General features: G+C 65.0%; 21 protein-coding genes. 18 read left to right on the plus strand and 3 right to left on the minus strand.

The features are described 5' to 3' along the window. The first annotated feature begins 13 nt into the window (after nucleotides 1–13). The 18 genes from ACYQOP_RS10800 (at nucleotide 14) to ACYQOP_RS10885 (ending at nucleotide 20,825) form a co-directional block, all read left to right on the plus strand. Nucleotides 14–1,204: an NADH-quinone oxidoreductase subunit D gene (locus ACYQOP_RS10800; protein ID WP_056434382.1), complete on the plus strand. Its 1,191-nt coding sequence runs from the start codon at nucleotides 14–16 to the stop codon at nucleotides 1,202–1,204. A gap of 22 nt (nucleotides 1,205–1,226) precedes the next feature. After that, nucleotides 1,227–2,288, plus strand: coding sequence for an NADH-quinone oxidoreductase subunit NuoE (gene nuoE, locus ACYQOP_RS10805; RefSeq protein ID WP_461222368.1), 1,062 nt, complete (start codon nucleotides 1,227–1,229; stop codon nucleotides 2,286–2,288). A 1-nt stretch (nucleotide 2,289) separates the two neighbouring features. Further along, on the plus strand, nucleotides 2,290–3,591 hold the full coding sequence (gene nuoF / locus ACYQOP_RS10810) for an NADH-quinone oxidoreductase subunit NuoF (protein ID WP_056434378.1): 1,302 nt from the start codon (nucleotides 2,290–2,292) through the stop codon (nucleotides 3,589–3,591). A gap of 43 nt (nucleotides 3,592–3,634) precedes the next feature. Further along, on the plus strand, nucleotides 3,635–5,716 hold the full coding sequence (gene nuoG / locus ACYQOP_RS10815) for an NADH-quinone oxidoreductase subunit NuoG (RefSeq protein WP_461222369.1): 2,082 nt from the start codon (nucleotides 3,635–3,637) through the stop codon (nucleotides 5,714–5,716). A gap of 12 nt (nucleotides 5,717–5,728) precedes the next feature. Next, nucleotides 5,729–6,745, plus strand: coding sequence for an NADH-quinone oxidoreductase subunit NuoH (nuoH, locus tag ACYQOP_RS10820; RefSeq protein WP_056434374.1), 1,017 nt, complete (start codon nucleotides 5,729–5,731; stop codon nucleotides 6,743–6,745). Nucleotides 6,746–6,769: 24 nt separating this feature from the next. Further along, nucleotides 6,770–7,258 (plus strand): NADH-quinone oxidoreductase subunit NuoI, encoded by a 489-nt coding sequence (gene nuoI / locus ACYQOP_RS10825; protein ID WP_056434372.1) that lies wholly within the window; start codon nucleotides 6,770–6,772, stop codon nucleotides 7,256–7,258. Nucleotides 7,259–7,380: 122 nt separating this feature from the next. Next, the gene (locus ACYQOP_RS10830; protein WP_056434370.1) at nucleotides 7,381–8,001 is read left to right on the plus strand and encodes an NADH-quinone oxidoreductase subunit J; all 621 of its coding nucleotides are present in this window, start codon (nucleotides 7,381–7,383) and stop codon (nucleotides 7,999–8,001) included. Nucleotides 8,002–8,029: 28 nt separating this feature from the next. Further along, nucleotides 8,030–8,335 carry an NADH-quinone oxidoreductase subunit NuoK gene (gene nuoK / locus ACYQOP_RS10835; RefSeq protein WP_056434368.1) on the plus strand — a complete coding sequence of 102 codons (306 nt, stop codon included), beginning with the start codon at nucleotides 8,030–8,032 and terminating at the stop codon, nucleotides 8,333–8,335. A 103-nt stretch (nucleotides 8,336–8,438) separates the two neighbouring features. After that, entirely contained in the window at nucleotides 8,439–10,541 is a 2,103-nt protein-coding gene (gene nuoL / locus ACYQOP_RS10840) for an NADH-quinone oxidoreductase subunit L (protein ID WP_461222370.1), read from the plus strand. A gap of 47 nt (nucleotides 10,542–10,588) precedes the next feature. Further along, nucleotides 10,589–12,109: an NADH-quinone oxidoreductase subunit M gene (locus ACYQOP_RS10845; RefSeq protein WP_207412262.1), complete on the plus strand. Its 1,521-nt coding sequence runs from the start codon at nucleotides 10,589–10,591 to the stop codon at nucleotides 12,107–12,109. A gap of 13 nt (nucleotides 12,110–12,122) precedes the next feature. After that, nucleotides 12,123–13,565 (plus strand): NADH-quinone oxidoreductase subunit NuoN, encoded by a 1,443-nt coding sequence (gene nuoN / locus ACYQOP_RS10850; protein ID WP_461222371.1) that lies wholly within the window; start codon nucleotides 12,123–12,125, stop codon nucleotides 13,563–13,565. Nucleotides 13,566–13,671: 106 nt separating this feature from the next. Then, nucleotides 13,672–14,430: a biotin--[acetyl-CoA-carboxylase] ligase gene (locus ACYQOP_RS10855; RefSeq protein WP_461222372.1), complete on the plus strand. Its 759-nt coding sequence runs from the start codon at nucleotides 13,672–13,674 to the stop codon at nucleotides 14,428–14,430. Nucleotides 14,431–14,442: 12 nt separating this feature from the next. Continuing rightward, nucleotides 14,443–16,116 carry a ribonuclease J gene (locus ACYQOP_RS10860; RefSeq protein WP_056434357.1) on the plus strand — a complete coding sequence of 558 codons (1,674 nt, stop codon included), beginning with the start codon at nucleotides 14,443–14,445 and terminating at the stop codon, nucleotides 16,114–16,116. Between the two features lie 150 nt (nucleotides 16,117–16,266). Further along, on the plus strand, nucleotides 16,267–16,671 hold the full coding sequence (gene mce / locus ACYQOP_RS10865) for a methylmalonyl-CoA epimerase (protein WP_056434356.1): 405 nt from the start codon (nucleotides 16,267–16,269) through the stop codon (nucleotides 16,669–16,671). Continuing rightward, the gene (locus ACYQOP_RS10870; protein ID WP_461222373.1) at nucleotides 16,668–17,012 is read left to right on the plus strand and encodes a DUF1467 family protein; all 345 of its coding nucleotides are present in this window, start codon (nucleotides 16,668–16,670) and stop codon (nucleotides 17,010–17,012) included. The genes mce and ACYQOP_RS10870 overlap by 4 nt, the downstream gene beginning before the upstream one ends. A 444-nt stretch (nucleotides 17,013–17,456) precedes the next feature. Continuing rightward, nucleotides 17,457–18,782, plus strand: a complete 1,326-nt coding sequence (gene proS / locus ACYQOP_RS10875; protein ID WP_056434352.1) for a proline--tRNA ligase — start codon at nucleotides 17,457–17,459, stop codon at nucleotides 18,780–18,782. 7 nt (nucleotides 18,783–18,789) lie between these two features. Then, nucleotides 18,790–20,094, plus strand: coding sequence for a lipoprotein-releasing ABC transporter permease subunit (locus ACYQOP_RS10880; protein ID WP_207412264.1), 1,305 nt, complete (start codon nucleotides 18,790–18,792; stop codon nucleotides 20,092–20,094). A 17-nt stretch (nucleotides 20,095–20,111) separates the two neighbouring features. Continuing rightward, a complete protein-coding gene (locus ACYQOP_RS10885; RefSeq protein ID WP_056434349.1) occupies nucleotides 20,112–20,825 on the plus strand; it encodes an ABC transporter ATP-binding protein in 714 nt (237 codons plus the stop codon). 42 nt (nucleotides 20,826–20,867) lie between these two features. On the opposite strand, the gene ACYQOP_RS10890 is transcribed toward ACYQOP_RS10885, so the two are convergent. From ACYQOP_RS10890 to ACYQOP_RS10900, 3 genes are all read right to left on the minus strand, one after another. Continuing rightward, nucleotides 20,868–22,121: a glycosyltransferase gene (locus ACYQOP_RS10890; RefSeq protein ID WP_461222374.1), complete on the minus strand. Its 1,254-nt coding sequence runs from the start codon at nucleotides 22,119–22,121 to the stop codon at nucleotides 20,868–20,870. Nucleotides 22,122–22,585: 464 nt separating this feature from the next. Next, a complete protein-coding gene (locus tag ACYQOP_RS10895; RefSeq protein WP_461222375.1) occupies nucleotides 22,586–23,599 on the minus strand; it encodes a peptidoglycan -binding protein in 1,014 nt (337 codons plus the stop codon). After that, a complete protein-coding gene (locus ACYQOP_RS10900) occupies nucleotides 23,599–24,564 on the minus strand; it encodes a MotA/TolQ/ExbB proton channel family protein (protein ID WP_461222376.1) in 966 nt (321 codons plus the stop codon). Before ACYQOP_RS10900 ends, ACYQOP_RS10895 begins: the two co-directional genes overlap by 1 nt. Nucleotides 24,565–24,642: the final 78 nt, after the last annotated feature.

Here is a 24,642-nt window from a genome sequence, read left to right on the forward strand (position 1 = left end):
GCGGAGCGAGGCCATGACCGAGCACAATATCCGCAATTTCGCGATCAATTTCGGGCCGCAGCACCCGGCGGCACACGGCGTTCTGCGTCTCGTGCTGGAACTCGACGGCGAAATCGTCGAACGCGTCGATCCGCATATCGGCCTGCTCCATCGCGGCACCGAGAAGCTGATCGAGCACAAGACCTACCTGCAGGCGACGCCGTATTTCGACCGGCTCGACTACGTCTCGCCGATGAACCAGGAGCATGCCTTCTGTCTCGGCATTGAGAAGTTGCTCGGGCTCCAGGTGCCGCGCCGGGCTCAGCTGATCCGCACGCTGTTCTGCGAGATCGGCCGCATCCTGTCTCATCTCCTCAACGTCACCACGCAGGCCATGGATGTGGGCGCGCTGACGCCGCCGCTCTGGGGCTTCGAGGAGCGTGAGAAGCTGATGATCTTCTATGAGCGCGCGTCGGGCGCTCGTCTCCATGCCAATTACTTCCGGCCCGGAGGCGTGCACCAGGACCTGCCGCCCGCGCTGATCGACGATATCGAAGCCTTCATCGACCCGTTCCTGCAGGTGGTCGACGATCTCGACGACCTCGTCATGTCGAACCGCATCTTCAAGCAGCGCAACGTCGATATCGGCATCGTCACTGTGGACGAGGCCATGGCCTGGGGTTTCTCGGGCGTGATGGTGCGCGGCTCCGGCATCCCGTGGGACCTGCGTAAGTCGCAACCCTATGAATGCTACGAGGAGATGGAATTCGACGTCCCCGTGGGAAGGAACGGCGACACCTACGATCGGCAGGTCATCCGCATGGAAGAAATGCGCGAATCGGCCAAGATCATGCGCCAGTGCTGCATCAAGCTGCGCGAGCCGGCGGGAATGGGGGCGATCGCCGCCACGGACGGCAAATTCGCACCGCCGCCGCGCCGGGAAATGAAGCGCTCGATGGAAGCGCTGATTCATCATTTCAAGCTCTACACCGAGGGCTTCCACGTGCCGGCCGGCGAAGTCTACGCCGCCGTCGAAGCGCCCAAGGGCGAGTTCGGCGTCTATCTCGTGGCCGACGGCACCAACAAGCCCTACCGCTGCAAGATCCGCGCTCCGGGTTTCGCCCATCTCCAGGCCATGGACTGGATGTGCCGCGGCCACATGCTGGCCGACGTGTCCTGCGTGCTCGGCACGCTCGACATCGTGTTCGGCGAGGTGGACCGGTGACGGTATTCGAGGTTTCGCACTGATGGCCAATCGCAGACTCGCCCCCGCTTCCGAGCAGCCGGCCAGCTTCGCTTTCTCGCCCGAGAACGCCGAATGGGCCAAAGGGCAGATCGAGAAGTATCCCGAAGGCCGTCAGGCCTCCGCGGTGATCCCGCTGCTGTGGAAGGCGCAGGAGCAGAATGGCGGCTGGCTTCCGCAGAAGGCCATCGAGGCGGTGGCCGCCGAACTCGGCATGCCGCATATCCGCGTGCTCGAAGTCGCGACTTTCTACACGATGTTCGCCCTTGAGCCGGTGGGCCGGTTCTGGATCCAGCTCTGCGGCACGGTGCCGTGCGATTCCTGCGGTGCGCGCGAATTGAAGGGCTATCTGCAGGAGCGCCTCGGCGCACCCGGCCATGTCAGCGCAGACGGCAATTTCTCCTGGCTCGAAGTCGAGTGTCTCGGCGCCTGCTGCAACGCGCCCATGGCTCAGATCAATCAGGATTACTACGAAGACCTGACACCCGAACTTCTCGGCAAACTGATGGACGACCTCGCGGCTGGACGCCCGGTCAAGATCGGTTCGCAGGTCGGGCGCACGTCATCCGAGCCGATGGGCGGGGCCGACACGCTGAGCGACGAGACCTTGTTCGACGGGTCGCGCGTGGGCGCATGGCGGAAGCGGTTCGAAGATCAGGCCGCGAAATCCGACGATGCAATGGGCAAGTCCGAAGCTGTCTCGTCCGAGCAGCGCGCGGCGTCGGACCCGAAGCCGGCTAAGCCCGATTCGGGCCGCGCCGTGGAGGAGCCGCCGACCGACGCCCCAGCTCAGCGTAACGCATCCGGCGAGACGCCGGTGAAGCCGGGCGACAAGGCCGATGCGGCCGACCCGAAGGAATCGACGGCCCAGCCGAACAAGCCGGCTCCGTCCGCGCCCGAGACGATCGCCGAGGCCGAGGTCGCTGGAGCCGAAGCAGGGACGCAATCCGATCTGCCACGCGATGAACCGCCGCCGCAGCCGGTCGCCTCCGGCGCGAGCGCGGACGAATCGTCACCGAAACCGACCGAACCGAAGACGCCGTCCGCCAACGCGAAGGAGATCTGACATGCTCTCCGATCAGGATCGCATCTTCACCAATCTGTACGGTCTGCATTCGCCCGGTCTGGAAGAGGCCAGGAAGCGCGGCGCGTGGGACGGCACCAAGTTCCTGCTGGAAATGGGCCGCGACTGGATCATCGACGAGATGAAGGCGTCCGGGCTGCGCGGGCGCGGCGGTGCCGGCTTCCCGACGGGCCTGAAATGGTCGTTCATGCCCAAGAAGTCAGATGGGCGTCCGCACTACCTCGTGGTCAATGCCGACGAATCCGAGCCGGGGACCTGTAAGGACCGGGAGATCATGCGGCACGATCCGCATCTCCTGATCGAGGGCTGCATGCTGGCCTCGTTCTCCATGGCGGCCCATGCCTGCTACATCTACATCCGCGGCGAGTACGTTGCCGAGAAGCACGCCTTGCAGAAGGCGGTCGACGAAGCTTACGCGGCTCGTCTCGTCGGCAAGGACAATGTCCACGGCTACCCGTTCGACATCTACGTCCATCACGGCGCCGGCGCCTACATTTGCGGCGAGGAAACCGCCCTGCTGGAAAGCCTCGAAGGCAAGAAGGGTATGCCGCGGCTGAAGCCGCCTTTCCCCGCCAATATGGGCCTCTACGGTTGCCCGACGACCGTGAATAACGTCGAGTCGATCGCGGTAGCGGGGACCATCCTGCGCCGGGGCGGGGCCTGGTTCGCCGGTCTCGGCGGCAAGAACAACACCGGCACCAAGCTGTTCTGCGTCTCCGGCCACGTCAACAAGCCTTGCAACGTCGAGGAAGAACTCGGCATCACCTTCCGCGAGCTGATCGACAAGCATTGCGGTGGCATGCGCGGCGGCTGGGACAACCTGCTCTGCTCCATCCCTGGCGGCTCTTCAGTGCCCCTGGTGCCGGCTGAGCAGATCATCGACGCCAAGATGGACTTCGACACCCTGAAGAATCTCGGCTCCGGTCTCGGCACGGCGGCGGTCATCGTCCTCGACCGTTCCACCGACATCGTGTCGGCGATTGCCCGCATCGCCTATTTCTACAAGCACGAATCCTGCGGCCAGTGCACGCCTTGCCGCGAGGGCACGGGCTGGATGTGGCGTGTGATGCTGCGCATGGCCGAAGGCCGCGCCCAGCGTCGCGAGATCGACATGCTCCTAGACGTGACGAAGCAGATCGAGGGCCACACGATCTGCGCGCTCGGCGACGCGGCGGCCTGGCCGATCCAGGGCCTCATCCGCCATTTCCGTCCCGAGATCGAGAAGCGCATCGACCGCTACAGCGCCAACCCGCACAGCGATCCTGTGCGGATCGCCGCGGAGTGATCGCCATGTCGTTCGGACCGAAATTCGTTACCGAGAAGCACGCATGACCAAGCTCATCGTCGACGGCACCGAGGTCGATGTTCCGGCCGAGTACACCCTGCTCCAGGCCTGCGAAGTCGCGGGCGCGGAGATCCCGCGCTTCTGCTTCCACGAACGGCTGTCCATCGCGGGCAATTGCCGGATGTGTCTCGTCGAGCTGAAGGGGGCGCCTAAGCCCGTCGCCTCATGTGCCTATGCGGTAAAGGACTGCCGCCCCGGACCCAATGGTGAGCCGCCAGAGATCCTGACGCGGTCCGGAACCACGAAAAAGGCCCGCGAGGGGGTGATGGAGTTCCTCCTCATCAATCACCCGCTCGATTGTCCGATCTGCGACCAGGGCGGCCATTGTGACCTGCAGGATCAGGCGATGGCCTACGGCGTGGATTCGACCCGTTACGGCGAGAACAAGCGCGCCGTCGAAGAGAAATATATCGGCCCGCTGGTGCGGACCGCCATGAACCGCTGCATCCACTGCACCCGCTGCGTCCGCTTCCTGGCGGAAGTGGCCGGCGTGCCGGATCTCGGCGCCATCGGGCGCGGCGAGGACATGGAGATCACGAGCTATCTCGAGAGTGCCATGGGCTCCGAGCTTCAGGGCAACGTCGCCGATCTCTGCCCCGTGGGCGCCCTCGTCCACAAGCCACAGAGCTACGAGGTGCGGCCCTGGGAGCTGTCGAAGACCGAATCCATCGACGTGATGGACGCAGTCGGCTGCGCCATCCGTGTGGACGCCCGTGGCCGTGAGGTCATGCAGATCGAGCCTCGGGTGAACGAAGACATCAACGAGGAGTGGATCTCCGACAAGACCCGCCATGCGGTGGACGGGCTTCGGGCGCAGCGTCTCGACCGGCCGTACCTGCGTGAGAACGGCCGCCTGCGCCCCGCCTCCTGGGGCGAGGCGTTCGCCGCCATTGCCGCCCGGATGAAGAGCGCCGACCCGAAGCGAGTTGGCGCCATCGTCGGTGACCTTGCCGCCGTCGAGGAGATCTACGCCCTAAAGACCCTGATGGGGTCGCTCGGCGTGACCAATCTCGATTGCCGTCAGGCCGGCGAGGCGATCGACCCGGCTTGGGGGCGCGCCGCTTACACGTTCAATCCCACCATTCCGGGTATTGAGGAGGCGGATGCGATCCTGCTCGTCGGGACGAACCCGCGCCTGGAAGCCTCGCTTCTCAACGTTCGTATCCGCAAGCGCTGGCGCATGGCGCCTCTCGCTGTGGGCCTGATCGGCGAGGCGGCGGATCTTACCTATCCCCATACCTATCTCGGCGCCGGCCCCGAAACCCTGGCTGATATCGCCGCCGGAAAGCATAGCTTCGCCGAGGTTCTGAAGAGCGCCAGTCGACCCCTCGTGGTCGTGGGAACCGGCGCGCTGACCCGGCCCGACGGCGCTGCCATCCTCTCGTTGGCGGCGGCGCTCGCCAAGGATATCGGTGCGGTCACCGCCGAGTGGAATGGCTTTGCCGTGCTCCAGACCGCTGCAGCCCGCGTCGGCGCGCTCGATCTTGGCTTCGTGCCGGGGGAGGGGAGCCTCGGATTCGGGCGGATGGTGGAGACGGGCGCCCTCGACGTGCTGTTCAACCTCGGTGCCGACGAGGTCGAGATCGGCGCCGGCGCGTTCGTGATCTACCAGGGCACCCATGGCGATCGCGGCGCGACCCGCGCGGACGTGATCCTGCCAGGCGCGGCCTATACCGAGAAGAACGCCACTTTCGTCAATCTCGAAGGCCGTGTTCAGACGACCAACCGCGCCGGTTTCCCGCCGGGTGACGCTCGCGAGGATTGGGCGATCCTGCGGGCGTTCTCTGATGTCCTCGGAAAGCGCCTTCCCTTCGATTCGCTCGGGGCTCTGCGTCGCGACCTCTATGCGGTGTACCCGCATTTCGCTGCCCTCGACGCGATAGCCACGAGCGACGTGGCCGCCACCGTCGACACGCTTACGGGGCTCGGAGGCGAGCCGGGCCGTTCGGCCTTCGTGTCCGCGGTTCCGGATTTCTACCTCACCAACGCTATCGCCCGCGCTTCGCGGGTCTTGGCCGAATGTTCGAGCCTCGCGCAGACGCGCGGTCTCGAAGCGGCGGAATAAGGGCTGCCGACCATGCTGGAAATCGTCGGCACCGTCCTACTGCTGATCCTGAAGAGCTTCGTGCTCCTCGCCTTGCTGCTGGTATTCATTGCCTATGCGCTGCTGGCCGATCGTAAGATCTGGGCGGCGGTGCAGCTGCGGCGCGGCCCTAACGTCGTCGGGCCATGGGGCCTGTTCCAGTCCTTCGCCGATCTGCTGAAGTTCGTACTGAAGGAGCCGGTAATTCCGGCGGGCGCCAATAAGGGCCTGTTCTTGCTGGCGCCCCTGGTTTTCGCCACCCTGGCTCTCGCCGCCTGGGCGGTTATCCCTCTGGCGGAAGGCTGGGCCATCGCCGACCTCAATGTCGGCATCACCTACATTTTCGCGATCTCGTCACTCGGCGTCTACGGCGTGCTGATGGGCGGCTGGGCCTCGAACTCGAAATACGCCTTCCTCGGCGCGCTCCGCTCTGCAGCGCAGATGATCTCGTACGAGGTCTCCCTTGGATTCGTCATCATTTGCGTCCTCCTTTGCGCCGGGTCGCTCAACCTCTCGCGCATCGTGATGGCGCAGGACACCTCGCTGGGCATCCTCGGCTGGTACTGGCTCTGGCTGTTTCCGATGTTCGTGGTGTTCTTCGTCTCGGCGCTCGCCGAGACCAACCGCCCGCCCTTCGATCTGCCGGAAGCCGAGTCGGAGCTCGTGGCCGGCTACATGGTCGAGTATTCCTCGACGCCCTACCTGCTCTTCATGCTCGGCGAGTACGTGGCGATCATGACCATGTGCGCGTTGGGAACGGTGCTGTTCCTCGGCGGCTGGCTCTCGCCGATTCCCTTCGCACCGTTCACCTGGGTGCCGGGCCTGATCTGGTTCGCTTTGAAGGCCAGCTTCCTCTTCTTCATGATCGCCATGGTGAAGGCCATGGTGCCGCGCTACCGCTACGACCAGCTCATGCGGCTCGGCTGGAAGGTGTTCCTTCCGCTTTCCCTCGTCTCGGTCGTGGTCGTCGCCTTCGTCCTCAAGCTGACCGGCCTTGCGCCGGGCGTCTGACAACCCCTCACGGAGATCCGAGCCATGAAGCTCGATCAGGTCGCAAAGGGTCTGCTGCTGAAGGAGTTCGTGTCGGGGTTCGCCCTGGCTATGCGCTACTTCTTCAAGCCCAAGGCCACGATCAACTACCCCTTCGAGATGGGGCATCGCGGGCCGCGCTTTCGCGGCGAGCACGCGCTGCGCCGCTATCCGAACGGTGAGGAACGCTGCATCGCCTGCAAGCTGTGCGAGGCGATCTGTCCCGCGCAGGCCATCACCATCGAGGCTGGCCCGCGCCGCAACGACGGCACGCGCCGCACCACACGCTACGACCTCGACATGGTGAAATGCATCTATTGCGGCATGTGCCAGGAGGCCTGTCCGGTGGATGCCATCGTGGAAGGGCCGAACTTCGAGTTCTCCGTGGAGACCCGCGAGGAGCTTCTCTACGACAAGGAGAAGCTTCTCCTGAACGGTGACCGTTGGGAGCGTGAGATCGCGCGCAATCTCGCAGTGGACGCACCATACCGGTGATGACACGGCGCTCCGGCGGTTGTGCACCGCAGGGGTGGGTTCTATAGACGGGCGGCCTGCACGGGCTGGTTTGAATTTAGGCAGAAGGGGCCGTCCTCGGGACGGCTGATCTCCATAATCGCATGAGTGCAGCCGCAGCCTTCTTCTACCTGTTCGCCGGTGTCGCGATCGCGTCCGCGTTCATGGTCATCACCTCGCGCAACCCTGTCGCGTCGGTACTCTTCCTCATCCTCGCCTTCGTCAACGCGGCCGGCTTGTTCGTGCTGATGGGAGCCGAGTTCCTGGCGATGATCCTGGTGGTCGTCTATGTCGGCGCCGTCGCCGTGCTGTTCCTCTTCGTCGTGATGATGCTCGACGTCGATTTCGCGCAGCTGCGCCAGGGCTTCCAGCAGTACTTGCCGATCGGCGCGCTGATCGGCGCGATCTTCCTCATCGAGCTCCTGCTGGTGGTCGGCTCCTGGACGATCGATCCCGGCCTGATGCAGGCGCCGCTCGGTCCTCTCGCCAGTGTCGAGGGTGTCACCAACACCCAGATGCTCGGGCGCGTGCTGTACACCGATTACGTTTTCTTCTTCCAGCTGGCCGGTCTGATTCTGTTGGTGGCGATGATCGGGGCCATCGTGCTCACTTTGCGTGACCGGCCCGGCGTGAAGCGCCAGAACATCGCCGTGCAGAATGCACGGACGCAGGGGATGGCGGTAGAAACCCGCAAGGTGCCGTCTCGCCAGGGCGTCGAGGTCTAATGTCGGCTCAACACAAGGATCAGCGCTCATGATCGGCTTGAGCCATTACCTGACGGTGGCGGCGATCCTGTTCACGCTCGGCGTGCTCGGCATCTTCGTGAACCGCAAGAACATCATCGTCATCCTGATGTCGGTCGAGCTCATCCTACTCGCGGTGAACATCAACCTCGTGGCGTTCTCCACCCATCTGAACGACATCACTGGCCAGATCTTCGCCCTGTTCGTGCTCACGGTGGCGGCGGCGGAGGCAGCCATCGGGCTCGCCATCCTCGTCGTGTTCTTCCGAAACCGCGGCTCCATCGCGGTGGAGGACGTGAACATGATGAAGGGCTGAGCTTCACCCAAGCCGAGCCGCGCGGCTTCCCGCGCGATCCCATTGACGAGAATGGAGCGAGGCCGGGTATCCGGCACGCTTCCGGAGGCCGGGCCAGCCAGCGATGTATCACGCGATCGTCTTTTTCCCGCTCATCGGCGCCCTGCTCGCCGGCCTGTTCGGCCGGCAGCTCGGCCCTCGCGTGTGCGAGTACATCACCACCGGCTTCCTCGCCTTCTCCGCCCTCCTGTCCTGGGGCGCCTTCTTCGAGGTGCCTGGCTCGGATCACGCGACCCGTGTGCAGGTGGCGACGTGGTTCACCGCCGGTGACCTCGTGGTCGACTGGGCTTTCCGGATCGACACACTCACCGTGGTGATGCTGGTGGTAGTGACGACGGTCTCGACCCTCGTCCACCTCTACTCCGTGGGCTACATGGCGGAGGATCCGCACCGGCCGCGCTTCTTCGCCTATCTGTCGCTGTTCACCTTCGCCATGCTGATGCTGGTGACGTCGGACAACCTCGTTCAGATGTTCTTCGGTTGGGAGGGCGTCGGCCTCGCCTCCTACCTGCTGATCGGGTTCTGGTATGAGAAGCCTTCGGCCAATGCGGCGGCGATGAAAGCCTTCATCGTCAACCGGGTCGGCGATTTCGGCTTTTCGCTCGGCATCTTCCTCGTCTTCGTCCTGTTCGGTTCGGTGGCCTTCGACGGCATCCTGCCGCGCGCCGCCGAGTTCAAGGACGCCACGTTCCACTTCCTCGGCTACGACTGGAACGCCATGACCCTGGCGTGCCTGCTCCTGTTCATGGGCGCCATGGGCAAGTCGGCGCAGTTCCTGCTCCATACCTGGCTGCCGGATGCCATGGAGGGACCGACACCGGTCTCCGCCCTGATCCACGCCGCCACCATGGTGACGGCGGGTGTCTTCATGGTGGCGCGCCTGTCGCCCCTGTTCGAAGTGGCGCCGAACGCTCTCATCGTCGTGACGATCATCGGCGGTATCACCGCGTTCTTCGCGGCCACGATCGGCATGGTGCAGAACGACATCAAGCGGGTCATTGCCTACTCGACCTGCTCGCAGCTCGGCTACATGTTCGTGGCGCTGGGCGTCGGCGCCTATTCGGCCGCCGTGTTCCACCTCTTCACCCACGCTTTCTTCAAGGCGCTTCTGTTCCTCGGCGCCGGCTCGGTCATCCACGCGATGCATCACGAGCAGGACATGCGGAACATGGGGGCGCTCCGCCGCTACATCCCCTTCACCTCCGCGATGATGACCATCGGCACCCTAGCGCTGATCGGCTTCCCTTTCACTGCCGGCTACTATTCGAAGGACGCGATCATCGAAGCGGCCTATGCCTCGACGCGGCCCGGCCACACGCTCGCCTTCCTGTGCACGGTCGTGGCCGCATTGATGACCTCGTTCTATTCCTGGCGCCTGTTCTTTATGACGTTCGAGGGACCGGCCCGCTGGGCGGGCCACGGCGCCGCTCACCATGACGATCATCACGCTGCACCTGCTTTGGCTCACGCCGCCTCTGCTACCGCCGACGGCGCACCGGGACACCACGAGGGTGTCGCGCACGACGACAAGGGCCATGACGTGGAGCCGGCGTCACACAGCGCTATCGAGCATCACGACCATGCGCACACGCCGCATGAGAGCCCGTTGGTGATGACGATTCCCCTGGCGATCCTGGCCTTCGGTGCCCTGTTCGCCGGTCTGCTCTTCAAGAACCGCTTCATCGGCGAGGGCATGGAATCGTTCTGGGGGCACGCCCTCGGTCATGGCCCCGACAACCACATCATGCACGACATCCATTCGGTGCCGGCTCTTGTGGCCTACTCGCCCTTCATCATGCTGGTGATCGGCTTCCTGTTGGCCTTCTGGATGTATATCCGCCGGCCCGAACTGCCGGGCCGGCTCGCCGCTCAGCAGCCGAGCCTGTACCAGTTCCTGCTCAACAAGTGGTATTTTGACGAACTCTACGACCGGATCTTCGTGCGCCCGGCCAAGAACTTCGGCAAGTTCCTCTGGAAAGAGGGTGACGGCCGGGTCATCGACGGACTAGGCCCCGACGGCATCGCCACCCGCGTGCTCGACGTCACCCGCGGGGTCGTCCGATTGCAGACCGGTTACGTCTATCACTACGCCTTCGTCATGCTCATCGGCGTCGCCGCCATCGTCAGCTGGTACATGCTCACCGGCCTGCCCAAGGTCGGACACTGATGTCGCGCGCAATGACGGCCGCCAACCCGTATCGGAGTGCCCGCTAGATGTTCGGCCTCGGCATTCTCTCCGGCCTGCTGATCGTGCCGCTCTGCGGCGCGGCCTTCATCCTGACCCTCGGCAACGAATCCGAGAGCGTGAAGCGCAATGCCCGCTGGGCGGCGCTCGCGACCACTATTGTCACTTTCCTTCTCAGCCTCGTCGCCTGGGGCCGGTTCGACCCGTCGACATCGAGCTTCCAGCTTGTCGAGACCCATGGCTGGCTCGCCGAGACGATCAAATTCAAACTCGGTGTCGACGGATTCTCGATGCCGTTGATCCTGCTCACCACGTTCCTGATGCCGTTCTGCATCGGTGCGTCGTGGCTCTCGGTGAATACGCGGGTGAAGGAGTATTTCGTCGCGTTCCTCGTCCTCGAGACGACGATGATCGGCGTGTTCTGCTCTCTCGACCTCGTGCTGTTCTACCTGTTCTTCGAGGCTGGCCTGATCCCGATGTTCCTCATCATCGGTATCTGGGGCGGCAAGCGCCGGATCTACGCGAGCTTCAAGTTCTTCCTCTACACCCTGCTCGGCTCGGTGCTGATGCTCCTCGCCATCATGGCGATGTACTGGCACGCCGGCACCACCGACATCCCGACCCTGCTGCAAACCCGCTTCCCCGTCGGCATGCAATACTGGTTGTGGCTCGCCTTCTTCGCCTCCTTCGCGGTGAAGATGCCGATGTGGCCGGTCCATACCTGGCTGCCCGACGCCCACGTGGAAGCGCCCACCGCCGGCTCGGTGATCCTCGCCGGCATCCTGCTCAAGATGGGCGGCTACGGCTTCATCCGGATCTCGCTGCCGATGTTCCCGGATGCCAGCGCCTATTTCGCGCCGATGGTCTTCGCCCTCTCGGTCATCGCGATCATCTTCACGTCGCTGATCGCGCTGATGCAGACCGACATCAAGAAACTCATCGCCTATTCGTCGGTGGCGCATATGGGCTTCGTGACGCTGGGCCTGTTCACCCTCAACGAGCAGGGCATCCAGGGCGCCCTGTTCCTGATGATCTCGCACGGCATCGTCTCGGGCGCGCTCTTCGTCTGCGTCGGCGTGGTCTACGACCGGATGCACACCCGCGAGATCGCGGCCTATGGCGGTCTCGTGAAGCGCATGCCGCTCTATGCGGCAGCGATGATGGTGTTCACCATGGCCAACGTCGGCCTGCCCGGCACGTCGGGCTTCGTCGGCGAGTTCCTGGCCATGATGGGGGCCTTCAAGGCCAACCCGACGGTCGCGTTCTTCTCGGTCTTCGGCATCATTCTTTCGGCCGGCTATGCCCTCTGGCTCTATTCCAGGGTGATCTATGGCAAGCTCGAGAAGCCCAACCTGCAGGGCATCCTCGATCTCGACCTGCGGGAGAAGCTCATCCTCGCGCCTCTCGTCGCCCTGACGATCTATTACGGCGTGCATCCCGCGCCCATCCTCGACACCTTCGCCCCCTCCACGGAGGCGCTGATGCAGAGCATGAAATCCGCGCTCTCGAACACGCAGACCGCGGCGGTTCTTCCGCCCGTGGCGCGCTGAAGGTCGACGTAAGATGACCGCTATCCAGGCCGTCCTGCCCTCGCTCTCGCCGGTGATGCCCGAGCTGATCCTCGCGATCGGCGTGCTGGGACTGATCCTCTACGGCGCCTTCCGGGGCGAGCGCTCGGTCGAGACCATCAATGTCGGCGCGCTCATCCTGTTGATTCTCGCCTTCTTCGTGGTCGTGTCGCAGTCGGGTGCCAAGGTCACGACCCTCAACGGGTCGTTCATCATCGACAACTTCTCGAAGGTGATGAAGGCGCTGATCCTGCTCGGCTCGGCCGCCACGATCCTACTCTCGCGCGACTATTTCCAGCGCGAACGCATCGACCGGTTCGAGTTCCCGATCCTGATCGTGCTCTGCACCATCGGCATGATGGTGATGGCCTCCGCCAACGATTTGATCGCCCTCTATCTCGGCCTCGAATTGCAGTCGCTTGCTGCTTACGTGATCGCCGCCTTCCACCGGGACAACCTGAAATCCACCGAGGCCGGGCTGAAGTATTTCGTCCTTGGAGCCTTGTCTTCCGGCATGCTGCTCTATGGCTCGTCACTGGTCTACGGCTTCACCGGCACCGTCTCCTTCCCCGGCATCGTCTCGGCACTGAACGACAATGCCGGTTTCGGCATCGTGCTGGGCATCGTGTTCGTCGCTGCGGGCGTCGCCTTCAAGATGTCTGCCGTGCCGTTCCACATGTGGACACCGGACGTCTATGAAGGGTCGCCCACACCGGTGACGGCGTTCTTCGCCTCGGCGCCGAAGATGGCCGCCGTCGCCATGACCGTGCGGGTTTTCATCGGCGCCTTCCCGGACGTGACCGCGATCTGGCAGCAGATCATCGTCTTCGTCGCCATCGCTTCGATGACGCTCGGTTCTTTCGCGGCCATCGGCCAGCGCTCGATCAAGCGTCTGATGGCCTATTCCTCCATCGGCAATATCGGTTACGCCCTCATCGGTCTCGCCGCTGCCTCGGAGGTGGGGATCCGAGGCGTGGTGATCTACATGATCATCTATCTCGCCATGACGCTCGGCGCCTTCGCCGTGCTTCTCTCGCTGCGTCGCGGCGGCCAGATGTACGAGACGGTCGACGATCTCTCCGGTCTTTCCCGGACGCATCCGGTCATGGCGTTCTGCCTCGCCGCGATGATGTTCTCACTCGCCGGCATTCCGCCGCTCGCCGGGTTCTTCGGCAAGTTCTATGTCTTCGCTGCCGCCATCAAGGCCGATCTCGTGGGCCTAGCGGTGATCGGTGTCGTGACCTCGGTGGTCGGCGCGTTCTATTACCTGCGTCTGGTCAAGGTGATGTATTTCGATGAACCGCAAGCTCCCTACGAAGTGATGCCGCCCGGCCTGCGCATCGTGCTCGGTCTCTCGAGCGCCGTCGTGGTCCTGTTCTTCCTGGTGCCCTCTCCCCTCGTCAGCGCGGCAGGCGCCGCGGCCAAGTCGCTGTTCTAGGATTTTGTCTCTCGAAAGGCCGGATTATCGGCTCGGCCCGGCTGCGAGAGCGGCCGGGCATCGGCTTCACGTTTACGAGAGCCTCGGCTCCACCAACACCCGGGCGATGGAGCTGTCACGCGAGGGTGAAAGGGGCCCGCTGTGGGTTGTCGCGCTCCGGCAGGAAGCGGGGCGTGGCCGCAGGGGGAGCGCTTGGACGTCGTTGCCGGGCAACCTCAGTGCCAGCTTGCTCTGGCCGGTTTCGGACGTCGATCCAGAACAGGTTCCGAGCTTGGGCTTCGCGGCGGGCGTCGCGTTGATTTCCGCCTTGAAGAGAACGATCGGACCACGTCACCTCGAGGCGGCCGGCATGGCACCTCAGGATGGGATCGAGGATCGGAAGTCCGGTCGGGCAAGCCCCTTCCGCCTGAAATGGCCCAATGACGTGCTGGCATCGGGTGCCAAGCTCGCGGGCCTTCTCCTGGAGGCGGAAACTCATCCGGGCGGGCGTCGCTCGGCGGTGATCGGGTTCGGCGTCAACGTCGCCGCGTCACCGCAGGACTTGCCTTATCCCGCGACAAGCCTCAGTCAGATAAAGCACGAACCGCGCGCCGAGGATCTGTTCGACCATGTGTCGGATGAGATCGTCGTTGCAGCGCGACGCTGGAATCGAGGCCGCGGGTTTTCATCGATCCGTGAGCTTTGGCTCGATGACGCCGCTGGGATCGGCGCACCGGTCTCGGTGCGAACGGGCGGCGAGATCGTGCAAGGAATTTTCGAGACGATCGACGAGGCGGGGCGGCTCGTCGTCCGATCGGATGATGGGACGCGACGGACCGTGACGGCGGGCGAGGTGCATTTGGGTTCGGCCGCGACGGCGGCTTGAGGTTGAACAGTGATGACGACAGGGCAAGACGAACTCGTCTTCGTGCCGCTCGGCGGCGTGGGCGAGATCGGCATGAACGCGGCGCTCTACGGCTTCGGGCCGGAAAAGCGCCGGAAATGGATCATGGTCGATTGCGGAATGGGCTTTGCCGGGGAAGAGGGCTTCCCGGGCATCGACTTGATGTTTCCCGATCTCAGCTTCATCGAGGAGCGCAAGGACGACCTCCTCGCCATCTTCATCACCCATGCGCACGAGGACCATATCGGCGCGATCGGTGAATTGTGGCCCAAGCTTAAGGCTCCGGTCTACGCCACCCGCTTCGCCAAAAACCTGCTCGAGGCGCGTCGCCTGAGTGAGCCGGGTGCCCCGAAGGTGATCCTGCGCGAGATCGCGGCGCACAAGCCGGTAACGGTCGGACCGTTCGAGATCGAATACGTTCCGGTTTCGCATTCGATCCCGGAATCGAACGCTGTCGCGATCCGCACCGCCCATGGCCTTGTCCTGCATACGGGCGACTGGAAGCTCGACGCCACGCCGATCCTCGGCGACGTCACCTCGGAAGCCTCGTTCCGCAAGCTGGGCGACGAGGGCATCATCGCCATGATCAGCGATTCGACCAACGTCGTACGCGAGGGCCGCAGCCCGAGCGAGGCCGAGGTCGCCGCCACCCTGCGTGAGCTCATCGCAGAAGCGCCTCACCGGGTCGCCGTCACCACCTTCGCCTCCAACGTCGCCCGCATGCGGGCGGTGGCGGAAGCCGCGCGTGATTGCGGCCGCGAGGTCGTCGCCGTCGGCAGGGCCATGGACCGGGTGATCGGTGTCGCCCGCGAATGCGGCTTCCTCGACGGCCTGCCCGATTTCCGCTCGGCCGACAGCTACGGCTACCTGCCGCGCGACAAGGTGGTCTGCCTGCTCACCGGGTCGCAGGGCGAGGAGCGCGCTGCGCTCGCCCGCGTCTCCCGCGACGACCATCCCGACGTGACGCTGGCCGCCGGCGACCGCGTGATCTTCTCGTCTCGCGCCATTCCGGGCAACGAGCGGGCGGTGGGTGCGATCATCAACGATCTGGTCAATGCCGGCATCGAGGTGGTGACCGACCGGACGAAACTCGTTCACGTCTCCGGCCATCCCCGTCGCGACGAAATGGCCGAGATGTATGCGTGGACCCGGCCGAGGACGGCGATTCCCGTCCACGGCGAGGCGCTCCATCTCGACGAGCATGCCCGCTTCGCCCTGGCCCAGGGTGTCGGCAACGTGGTCAAGGCCCGCAACGGCAGTGTCGTGCGCCTCGCCCCCGGCACGCCGGAGATCACCGACCACGTGAAAGCCGGGCGTCTGTTCAAGGATGGCAACATCCTGATCGATGCAAAGGATCGCGCGATCCCCGAGCGGCGCAAGCTGTCTCAGGCCGGTGTCGTCTCGGTCGCCATCGCCATCGACGTCCAAGGTGAGGTTCTCGGTGAGCCGGCCATCGACATCATGGGCCTGCCCAATCGCGGCAAGAACGGCCAGCCGATGCTCGACGTCGCCGTCGAAGCCGTGTCGCGGACCCTCAGCGGCCTGTCGAAGCAGAAGCGTAAGGATGCCGAAGCGGTCGAGAAGGCCGTCGATCGTGCGATCCGCTCGGCCGTGAACGAAGCCTGGGGCAAGAAGCCCGCCTGCCACGTGCAGGTCGTGGAGGTGTGATGCTGCCTCCCTCCCCCTTGTGGGGAGGGAATGAGGGTGGGGGTGGTTCAGGACAGGGCGCAACCTCTTCGGAGCCACCCCCACCCCTAACCCCTCCCCGCAAGGGGGAGGGGAATGCGCGCACAGATGACGCAGAGAAGAGAGCAGACCATGATCGGACGCCTGAACCACGTGGCCATCGCCGTGCGCGACCTCGACGCGGCCTGTGCCATCTATCGTGACACCCTCGGCGCCACGCTCACCGAGCCCCTGCCGCAGCCGGAGCACGGCGTCACGGTGGTTTTCGTGAACCTGCCCAACAGCAAGGTCGAGCTGATGTCGCCGTTGGGCGAGGGTTCGCCCATCGAGAGCTTCGTGGAGCGCAACCCCAATGGCGGCGTGCACCATGTCTGCTACGAGGTCGACGACATCATCGCCGCCCGTGACAAACTGAAGGCTCAGGGCGCCCGCGTCCTCGGTACCGGCGAACCGAAGATCGGCGCTCATGGCAAGCCGGTGCTGTTCCTCCACCCCAAGGATTTCCTTGGTACCCTGGTTGAACTGGAGCAGGTGTGAGCGGCGTGAGCGCCCTCGTTCAGACCGTCTCGGCCACGATCTGGCGGACGCTGGCCACCATGATCGTCATCGTCTCGGCGGTGGCGATCCTCTCCGTCGTATTGTTCAAGCTGACGGTGTTCGGAGCCTTTGCCCTCTATTTCGTGGTCTGGTGGACGCTGCTCTTCGTCATTCTGCCCATCCGCAATCAGGTCGAGACGGACCCGACGCTGATCGTGCCGGGACAGGACCCAGGTGCGCCCGCGGCGCCGCGGCTGCGCGAGAAGGCGATTTGGACGACGCTCCTCGCCAGCGTCGTGTTTCTCGTCGTCATCCCGATCTTCGAGTTGTCGGGGCTTTAGCGCCGCGATCCGGCGAGCTGTCGGATCGTCCTGCGCCCACATCCGGAGAGCCACGTCGGCCATAAAAAAAGCAAGGCTCGCGCCTTGCTTTTTGAGACGACAGATGACGTGTCAGCCTATTTTATCTCACGCATTTCTGGCGGCGTGGCGGCTGAAATTTCCTCCCGAGACTCGGACCTCGCGCTGCCTCTCCGGGCGTCGCGACCATCACGGTGGCGCTTATAGGAACTGGATTGCGCATTGTCACGTCTCAGGAGATGGTTCCTGGCGTTTTTTTGCAAGAGTTGAGCGTTTTTCGCTCTCGTTTCGCGGAATGCCCGAGTTTCGGACCACCCGGCGTTTTTCTCGACGCCGCAGGACGCTTGTATTTTCCCGACGCAATGTGTTGTGTGCCCCGCAACGATGCGCGGTACGATCGCGCTCCAAAACGATCCAGGGCCCCCGATGCGTCTCTCCCGCTATTTCCTGCCGACCCTGCGCGAGACGCCCAAGGAGGCGGAGATCGTCTCCCACCGCCTGATGCTGCGGGCCGGCCTGATCCGTCAGGAAGCGGCGGGCATCTATGCCTGGCTGCCCTTGGGGCTGCGCGTGCTCAACAGGGTCTGCGCGGTGGTCCGCGAGGAGCAGGATCGGTCCGGCGCCATCGAACTGCTGATGCCGTCGATCCAGTCGGCGGAGTTGTGGAAGGAATCCGGCCGTTACGAAGCCTACGGCAAGGAGATGCTGCGCATTTCCGACCGACATGACCGCGAGATGCTGTTTGGCCCTACGGCCGAGGAGGTCATCACCGAGATCTTCCGCGGCAGCGTTCGCTCCTACAAGGACCTGCCGAAGAACCTCTACCAGATCTCGTGGAAGTTCCGGGACGAGGTACGCCCGCGCTTCGGCACCATGCGCTCGCGCGAATTCCTGATGAAGGACGCCTATTCGTTCGATCTCGACCAGGCCAACGCCCGGCACGCCTACAACAAGATGTTCGTCGCCTACCTGCGCACTTTCGCCGGCCTGGGCCTCAAAGCGATCCCCATGCGCGCCGATACCGGACCGATCGGCGGCGATCTCAGCCACGAATTCATCATCCTGGCCCAGACCGGCGAGAGCGAGGTGTTCTGCGACCGGCAGTATCTCGATTTCGACGTTCCGCCGGTGACCACGGATTTCGATGATGTCGCCGGCCTCCAGGGCACTGTCGACCGATGGACCTCGCTCTACGCCGCCACCTCCGAGATGCACGAGCCGGCGGCCTTCGCCGAGGTCGGCGAGGACAAGCAGATGGCCGCGCGCGGCATCGAGGTCGGGCACATCTTCTATTTCGGCACCAAGTATTCCGAGGCCATGGGCGCGAAGGTGACCGGACCGGACGGCGTCGATCGCCCCGTTCATATGGGTTCCTACGGCATCGGCCCGAGCCGGCTTGTGGCCGCGATCATCGAGGCCTCGCATGACGAGGCCGGCATCATCTGGCCGGATTCCGTGGCGCCCTTCGACGTCGCTCTCATCAACCTGAAATCCGGAGACGCGGCGACCGATGCCGCTTGCGCCGAAATCCAGACCAACCTCGAGGCCAGCGGCCTGACGGTGCTCTACGACGACCGCGACGAGCGTCCGGGCGCGAAATTCGCCACCGCCGATCTGATCGGCCTGCCCTGGCAGGTCGTGGTGGGCCCGCGCGGCCTTGCCGAGGGCAAGGTCGAGATCAAGCGCCGCGCCGGGGGCGAGCGTGAGAGCGTGGCACCGATCGACCTGATTTCGCGCCTGAAGCGGAACTGAGGCCGGCATGGCTCTGGCAGAGACGGTGAAGGAACGGCTGGCGGGTCTCTCCGGCCTGTTCAAGCGCGGCAGCACGCCGCCCTTCGCGGCCTTCGAATGGATCATTGCCGGGCGCTACATGCGGGCCCGGCGGCGCGGCGGCGGCGTCTCCGTCGTGGCTTTCTTCTCGGTCCTGGGCATCGCCCTCGGCGTCGCCACCCTCATCATCGTCCTCTCGGTGATGAATGGGTTCCGCACCGAACTGCTCTCCAAGATCGTCGGTATCAACGGCCACGTCTTCGTCACGCCGATCGACAAGCTGTTCACCGATTACGTCGACCTTTCCGACAGGCTCTCCAAGGTGGCCGGCGTCCGCTCGGCGATCCCGCTGGTGGAAGGGCAGGCCTTCGCGTCCTCGCCTTATGGCGGCAGTGGCGTGCTGGTCCGGGGTATCCGCGGCGAGGACATCGGGTCCATCGGATCCATCGCCAAGACCATCCGGGGCGGCACCCTCGACGGATTCGACGACGGAACCGGGGTCGCCATCGGCCGGAGGCTCGCCGAGTCCCTCGGCGTCCAGGCCGGCGACCAGATCACCCTATCCACCCCGAAGGGGGCGACGACACCGTTCGGCACAGCGCCGCGCACGAAGGCCTATACGGTCAAGGCGATCTTCGAGATCGGCATGACCGAGTTCGACGCCACCTTCGTGTTCATGCCGCTGGCCGAATCCCAGGCCTTCTTCAACCGTGACAGCGATGTCAGCCTCATCGAGGTCTATCTCGACAACGCCGATGCGGTGGCGCAATTGCGGCCCGACCTTGAAATGGCGGCCGAGCGGCCCGTGCTTCTCACCGACTGGCGCCAACGCAACCGAACCTTCTTCGGGGCGCTGGAGGTGGAGCGGAACGTGATGTTCCTCATCCTCAGCCTGATTGTTGTGGTGGCGACCCTCAACATCGTCTCCGGCCTGATCCTGCTGGTGCGTGACAAGTCCAGCGATATCGCGATCCTGCGGACGATGGGCGCCACGCCCGGCACGGTGATGCGGGTCTTCCTCATCAACGGGGCGCTGATCGGCGTCGTCGGGACGCTGAGCGGACTCGCCCTCGGTGTCCTCATCACCCTCAACATCAAGCCGATCCAGCGGGTCCTGTTTCCCTCCGCCTGGGATCCGACCGTGCGGTTCCTCGCGGAGATTCCGGCCGAGATGAATTCCAGTGAGATCACCGTGGTGGTCCTCACCTCCATCGCCCTGTCGCTCGTGGCGACGCTCTATCCCTCCTGGCGCGCCGCCCGGCTCGATCCGGTCCAGGCCCTGCGTTACGGCTGAGGGGAGATTCAACCATCATGACCACCTCTGCCGACGAGGCCGGCGCGCCGCCGGTCCCGGCCCTGTTCTTCGCCAAAGTCGAACGCCGCTACGCGCAAGGAACGGGAGCCCTCGACATCCTGCGGGGGGCCGATCTCGCGATCTGGCCGGGCGAACTCGTGGCTCTGGTGGCACCCTCAGGGGCCGGAAAATCGACGCTTCTGCATCTCGCGGGCCTGCTGGAGCGACCCGATGGCGGCGAGGTCTATATCGGCGGCCAGCCCACGGCGGCGATGCCCGATGCCGAGCGCACGCGGTTCCGCCGCGAAGAGATGGGCTTCATCTATCAGTTCCACCATCTCCTGCCGGAATTCTCGGCCCTGGAGAACGTGGTGATGCCCCAGCTCATCCGTGGCCTCGGCGCAAAGGAGGCCAAGGCGCGCGCCACCGAACTTCTGAGCTTCCTCGGCCTGAAGGAGCGCCTTGTTCACCGCCCGGCCGAATTATCGGGCGGCGAGCAGCAGCGCGTCGCCATTGCCCGTGCGGTCGCCAACGGCCCGCGCCTGCTGTTGGCCGATGAGCCCACCGGTAATCTCGACCCGCACACGGCGGCTCATGTCTTCGGCATTCTTGTCTCGCTGGTGCGTGCCTCCGGCCTCGCGGCCCTCGTCGCCACCCACAACATGGAGCTCGCCGCCCGCATGGACCGGCGCGTCACCATCCGCGACGGCATGATCGAGCAACTGGCGTAAAGCCGAATCTGCAGCTGCATTTGTATAATGGAGCTGCCCCCGTCAGCGACGGCGGGGCGCCATTTGTTCGATCGCGTCGCAGGCGGCCGACACGCCGTCCAGCCCGTTGAAGCGCAACCTCAGCTCCTGGCAGGCCTGGGCCACCTCTGGCGAAGCGAGGAGGCGGCGGAGCCGGCGCGCACCGGGCCCGGGCGTGAAACGCCGCCGGCTGAGGCTCGTGCCGGCACGAAGGTGTTTCACCCGCGCCGCCTCGTCGAAATGGTCGAACGCCACCGGGACGATCATCTGCGGCGTTCCGGCGGCCAAAGCCTGCGCCACGGTGCCGATGCCGCCATGATGGATCAGCGCCGCCGCGTGCGGCAGCAAAGCGCTGAGCGGCGCGTAGGGGACATGGATCAGGGTCTCCGGCAGGGACTCTGGAACCTGACCAAGCTCTGGAGCAAGCAGCACGCCCCGCCGCCCCAGACGCTCGCAGATGGCGAGGGCGGTTCGGAAGAAGCCCGATGCCTGGCGCATGGCCGATCCGTAAGTGAAGACCAGGGGAGCATCCCCACCCCTCAGGAACCGCGTGAGACGGGGCGCGAGGTGGTCCGTGTCACCGAAGCGATCCGCGATGGGAAAGCCCACATGCATGGCCTGCCGGGGCCAATCCGGCTGCGAGGCCGCGAACCAGTCGGGAAAGAGCAGCAGGACACGGGAGGGGCTGTTCCACCAGTAGCGCAGCCGACGTACGGGTTTGAGGCCGAGTTCCTGCCGAAACGCGTTGATGGTCGGCAGGGCGGCCGGGCCGATCACGTATTTGTCGGCGCCCCGGCCGACCCAGTGGCGAATCCGGGACGGCGTCCAGGCGGGGAGCGGCACGCCCGGCAGGATCGGGGAGGCATAACGGCTCTCCATCAGCAGCGGCATCGCGTGGATGGTAATGACAGGAAGGCGTAGCTTCTCCTGTGCCACGCGTGCGCCGAAGGCCAGCGTCGAGGCGACCACGATCGAGTGGCTCTTGCGCGCGTTCGCGGCGATCCAGCGATAGGTCTGCTCGGTGGCGGCGGCCATGTTTCCGAACAGGGCGGCGGCCCCGCGGCGCGGATGCCAGAGCTCGGGATCCGCGGTGATGCGGCGGTAGTCGCAATCGTCCCCGAGGGAATGGAAGGGCAGGCCGATTCGCGCCGCGTGATCCGCGAACGGGGCGGGGGCGGCCAGGATCACGTCTTGTCCGCGACGAAGAAATTCCGCGCCAATGGCCAGAAAAGGAAGGATGTCGCCGTGAGAACCAATGGCAACGAGATGTATTCGCATTCGACCATTCACATAGGATAGCGAAAATGGCCAAGAATGGAGTGTTGTCCGCGGTTCTTCGGCCCGATCGTCCTTTCAAGTGCTTTAGAATCGAACGGGTTGCGCGGGGAGGACTATTTGTCTCCTCTCGCACGAAGCTTGGCGGGCGATCGTGAGGATCCCCCGCCCGGTGTGAGGGGAGCATTTCGGCAGGCGGAGGAGACCCTCGAGGCCGGGCGCATGGGGTTAGGCGCCGCGCCCTGTCCGTACGTTAACGGTGTGCTAACCACATCGCGACGCAAACGAAATGCCCGCTTTACACAGAACAAAACAAGAACAAAGATCGCCGCGTCAACGAGAGGCGATCACAATGCTCAAGCGGATGATCCTGACCGGCGCGGTGGAATTCATGGCCTTCGGGTTGCTCTCCGGCGCGTTCGTCGTCTGGGCGGTGGCGCTGGCACCTTTGCGGTAGGGGGCCCGCCTTAACGTTCGGTGAGCTTCAGCTCGATGCGGCGGTTGCGGGCGTAGACGTCGTCGCTGGTCCCGGCCTCGATGGGCTGGAACTCGCCGAAGGCAGCAGCGAGCAGGCGCTGGGGCGGGATGCCCCTGCCGGCCATGTACTGCACTACGGCGATGGCGCGGGCCGCCGAAAGCGACCAGTTCGACGGGAATTGCGAACTGGCGATGGGACGGGCATCGGTATGCCCGTCGATACGCAGGACCCAGGGAATGTCCGCCGGGATCTGCTTCGACAGATCGAGGATGGCCGTGGCGATCCGGTCGAGTTCGGGCGCCGCCTCGGGCTTCAGGCTCGCCGAGCCCGCCGGGAACAGCACCTCAGATTGCAGGACGAAACGGTCGCCGACCACGCGGATATCGCTGCGGTTGCCGAGAATCTGGCGCAGGCGGCCGAAGAAGTCCGAGCGATAGCGTGCGAGTTCCTGCACCTTCTGGGCGAGGGCCACGTTGAGGCGGCTGCCGAGATCGGCGATGCGGGCCTGGCTCTCGCGGTCGCGGCTTTCGCTCGCGGCCAGCGCATCCTCGAGGGCGGCGAGCTGGCGGCGCATGGCGCCGATCTGTTCGTTGAGGAGATCGATCTGCGACGCGGCGCGTGCATTGGTGGCACGTTCGGCCACCAGCTGCTTGTCGACTTCGCCCTGGCGACCGTCACTGCTCGCAGCAGCGCCCGCATGTTCCTTCAGCTTGTCGCGCTCGGCCTCGGTGCCGAGAAGCGTCGTGCGCAGGTTCGAGGCCTTCTCCTCCTGCGCCCGCCGATTGGAGCGTTCCAGGGCGAGAAGATCGGTGAGATCCGCGATCTGCCGGTTGAGCCGGTTCAGCACCGAATCGCGGCCGGTGATCTCCTGGGACAGGAAGAACTGTCCGACCACGAAGATCGTCAGCAGGAAGACGACGGCGAGCAGCAGCGTCGCCAGGGCGTCGACATAGCCGGGCCAGACGTTCAGGCTCCGGTCCCGGCGCGTGCGCAGCGAAGCCATCAGGCCTTCTCGCGGCCGAGCCGGTCAAGCACCTGCTTGAGTTCACGTTCCCGCGTCGCCTGCGCCTCGACCCAGTCGCGGATCATTTGCTGCTCGGCCCGCATGTGCTGGACGAGACCCTGGATACCCTCGGCGAGGTTGGTCATCGCCTGAGTCGCCACGCGGCCGTTGGCGCCCTCCGAGATGATGGCCGCCAGCTTGTCCACCGCCTCGGTGAGTTCACGGGCCGAGGCCGGCTCTTGCGCTGTCACGGGACGCGCCACCGCGGCCTGCTCCTCGCCGGAGACCAGCCAATCCTCCAGCTCGTTGTGGAAGCGGGCATGGGCCTGGCCTGCCTGTAGGTCGAGGAAGCCGGTGATGAGCGAGCTCGCGAGGCCGAACAGCGAGGCCGAGAAGGCGAGGCCGATGCCGGAAAGCGGTTTGGCGAGGCCGCTCTTCAATTCGTCGAACATCGCGCTGGCTTCGCCGCCGCCGCGCATGCTCTGGATCACGCTGCCCACCGCGCCCAGCGTGTCGATGAGCCCCCAGAATGTGCCGAGCAGTCCCAGCAGGATGAGAAGCCCGGCGACGTAGCGCAGGATCTCGCGGCCCTCGTCGAGGCGGGCGGCCACGGTGTCGAGATAGGAGCGGACGCCGGCCTGCGTCGTCCCCTCACGGCGCGCCAGGATCGCCGGGGAGAGCGGCGCCAGCAGCGAGGGCGGCTTGGCCGACCCCTCACCGGCTGCGACCGCGTTGACGTAGGCGACCTCGCGGAAGAGGCGGATCACCTGGCCGAAGGCGAGCAGGATGGCGATGAGGAGGACGCCGAGGATCAGCCCGTTCAACCCGGCATTGGCCAGGAAAGCCGGCGTGATCTGCCGGAACAAGACGAAGGCGAGGAACCCGACGAGGGTCAGGAAGACCAGCATCCGGACCAAGTAGATGCCCGGGCGGCTCAGGGGGGCAGTCGCGGAGCGGGTCGCCATGGGTTGTCTGGGACTCTTCTGCGCTGGGGCATAAAATGGGCGGGGCGAATGTGCCCGCACATTGGCTTCATGCCACCG

Source organism: Methylobacterium sp. CM6247 (assembly GCF_054817925.1).

Bases quoted from the DNA above. Each gene is read 5' to 3' on its own strand.
- ACYQOP_RS10900 (WP_461222376.1), bottom strand. From the start codon at position 24,564: ATGGCGACCCGCTCCGCGACTGCCCCCCTGAGCCGCCCGGGCATCTAC.
- nuoI (WP_056434372.1), top strand. From the start codon at position 6,770: ATGAAGCTCGATCAGGTCGCAAAGGGTCTGCTGCTGAAGGAGTTCGTG.
- ACYQOP_RS10895 (WP_461222375.1), bottom strand. From the start codon at position 23,599: ATGGCTTCGCTGCGCACGCGCCGGGACCGGAGCCTGAACGTCTGGCCC.
- ACYQOP_RS10830 (WP_056434370.1), top strand. From the start codon at position 7,381: ATGAGTGCAGCCGCAGCCTTCTTCTACCTGTTCGCCGGTGTCGCGATC.
- nuoN (WP_461222371.1), top strand. From the start codon at position 12,123: ATGACCGCTATCCAGGCCGTCCTGCCCTCGCTCTCGCCGGTGATGCCC.
- nuoE (WP_461222368.1), top strand. From the start codon at position 1,227: ATGGCCAATCGCAGACTCGCCCCCGCTTCCGAGCAGCCGGCCAGCTTC.
- nuoK (WP_056434368.1), top strand. From the start codon at position 8,030: ATGATCGGCTTGAGCCATTACCTGACGGTGGCGGCGATCCTGTTCACG.
- ACYQOP_RS10800 (WP_056434382.1), top strand. From the start codon at position 14: ATGACCGAGCACAATATCCGCAATTTCGCGATCAATTTCGGGCCGCAG.
- proS (WP_056434352.1), top strand. From the start codon at position 17,457: ATGCGTCTCTCCCGCTATTTCCTGCCGACCCTGCGCGAGACGCCCAAG.
- nuoG (WP_461222369.1), top strand. From the start codon at position 3,635: ATGACCAAGCTCATCGTCGACGGCACCGAGGTCGATGTTCCGGCCGAG.
- ACYQOP_RS10890 (WP_461222374.1), bottom strand. From the start codon at position 22,121: ATGCGAATACATCTCGTTGCCATTGGTTCTCACGGCGACATCCTTCCT.
- nuoL (WP_461222370.1), top strand. From the start codon at position 8,439: ATGTATCACGCGATCGTCTTTTTCCCGCTCATCGGCGCCCTGCTCGCC.
- ACYQOP_RS10855 (WP_461222372.1), top strand. From the start codon at position 13,672: ATGGAGCTGTCACGCGAGGGTGAAAGGGGCCCGCTGTGGGTTGTCGCG.
- mce (WP_056434356.1), top strand. From the start codon at position 16,267: ATGATCGGACGCCTGAACCACGTGGCCATCGCCGTGCGCGACCTCGAC.
- nuoH (WP_056434374.1), top strand. From the start codon at position 5,729: ATGCTGGAAATCGTCGGCACCGTCCTACTGCTGATCCTGAAGAGCTTC.
- ACYQOP_RS10860 (WP_056434357.1), top strand. From the start codon at position 14,443: ATGACGACAGGGCAAGACGAACTCGTCTTCGTGCCGCTCGGCGGCGTG.
- ACYQOP_RS10885 (WP_056434349.1), top strand. From the start codon at position 20,112: ATGACCACCTCTGCCGACGAGGCCGGCGCGCCGCCGGTCCCGGCCCTG.
- nuoF (WP_056434378.1), top strand. From the start codon at position 2,290: ATGCTCTCCGATCAGGATCGCATCTTCACCAATCTGTACGGTCTGCAT.
- ACYQOP_RS10880 (WP_207412264.1), top strand. From the start codon at position 18,790: ATGGCTCTGGCAGAGACGGTGAAGGAACGGCTGGCGGGTCTCTCCGGC.
- ACYQOP_RS10845 (WP_207412262.1), top strand. From the start codon at position 10,589: ATGTTCGGCCTCGGCATTCTCTCCGGCCTGCTGATCGTGCCGCTCTGC.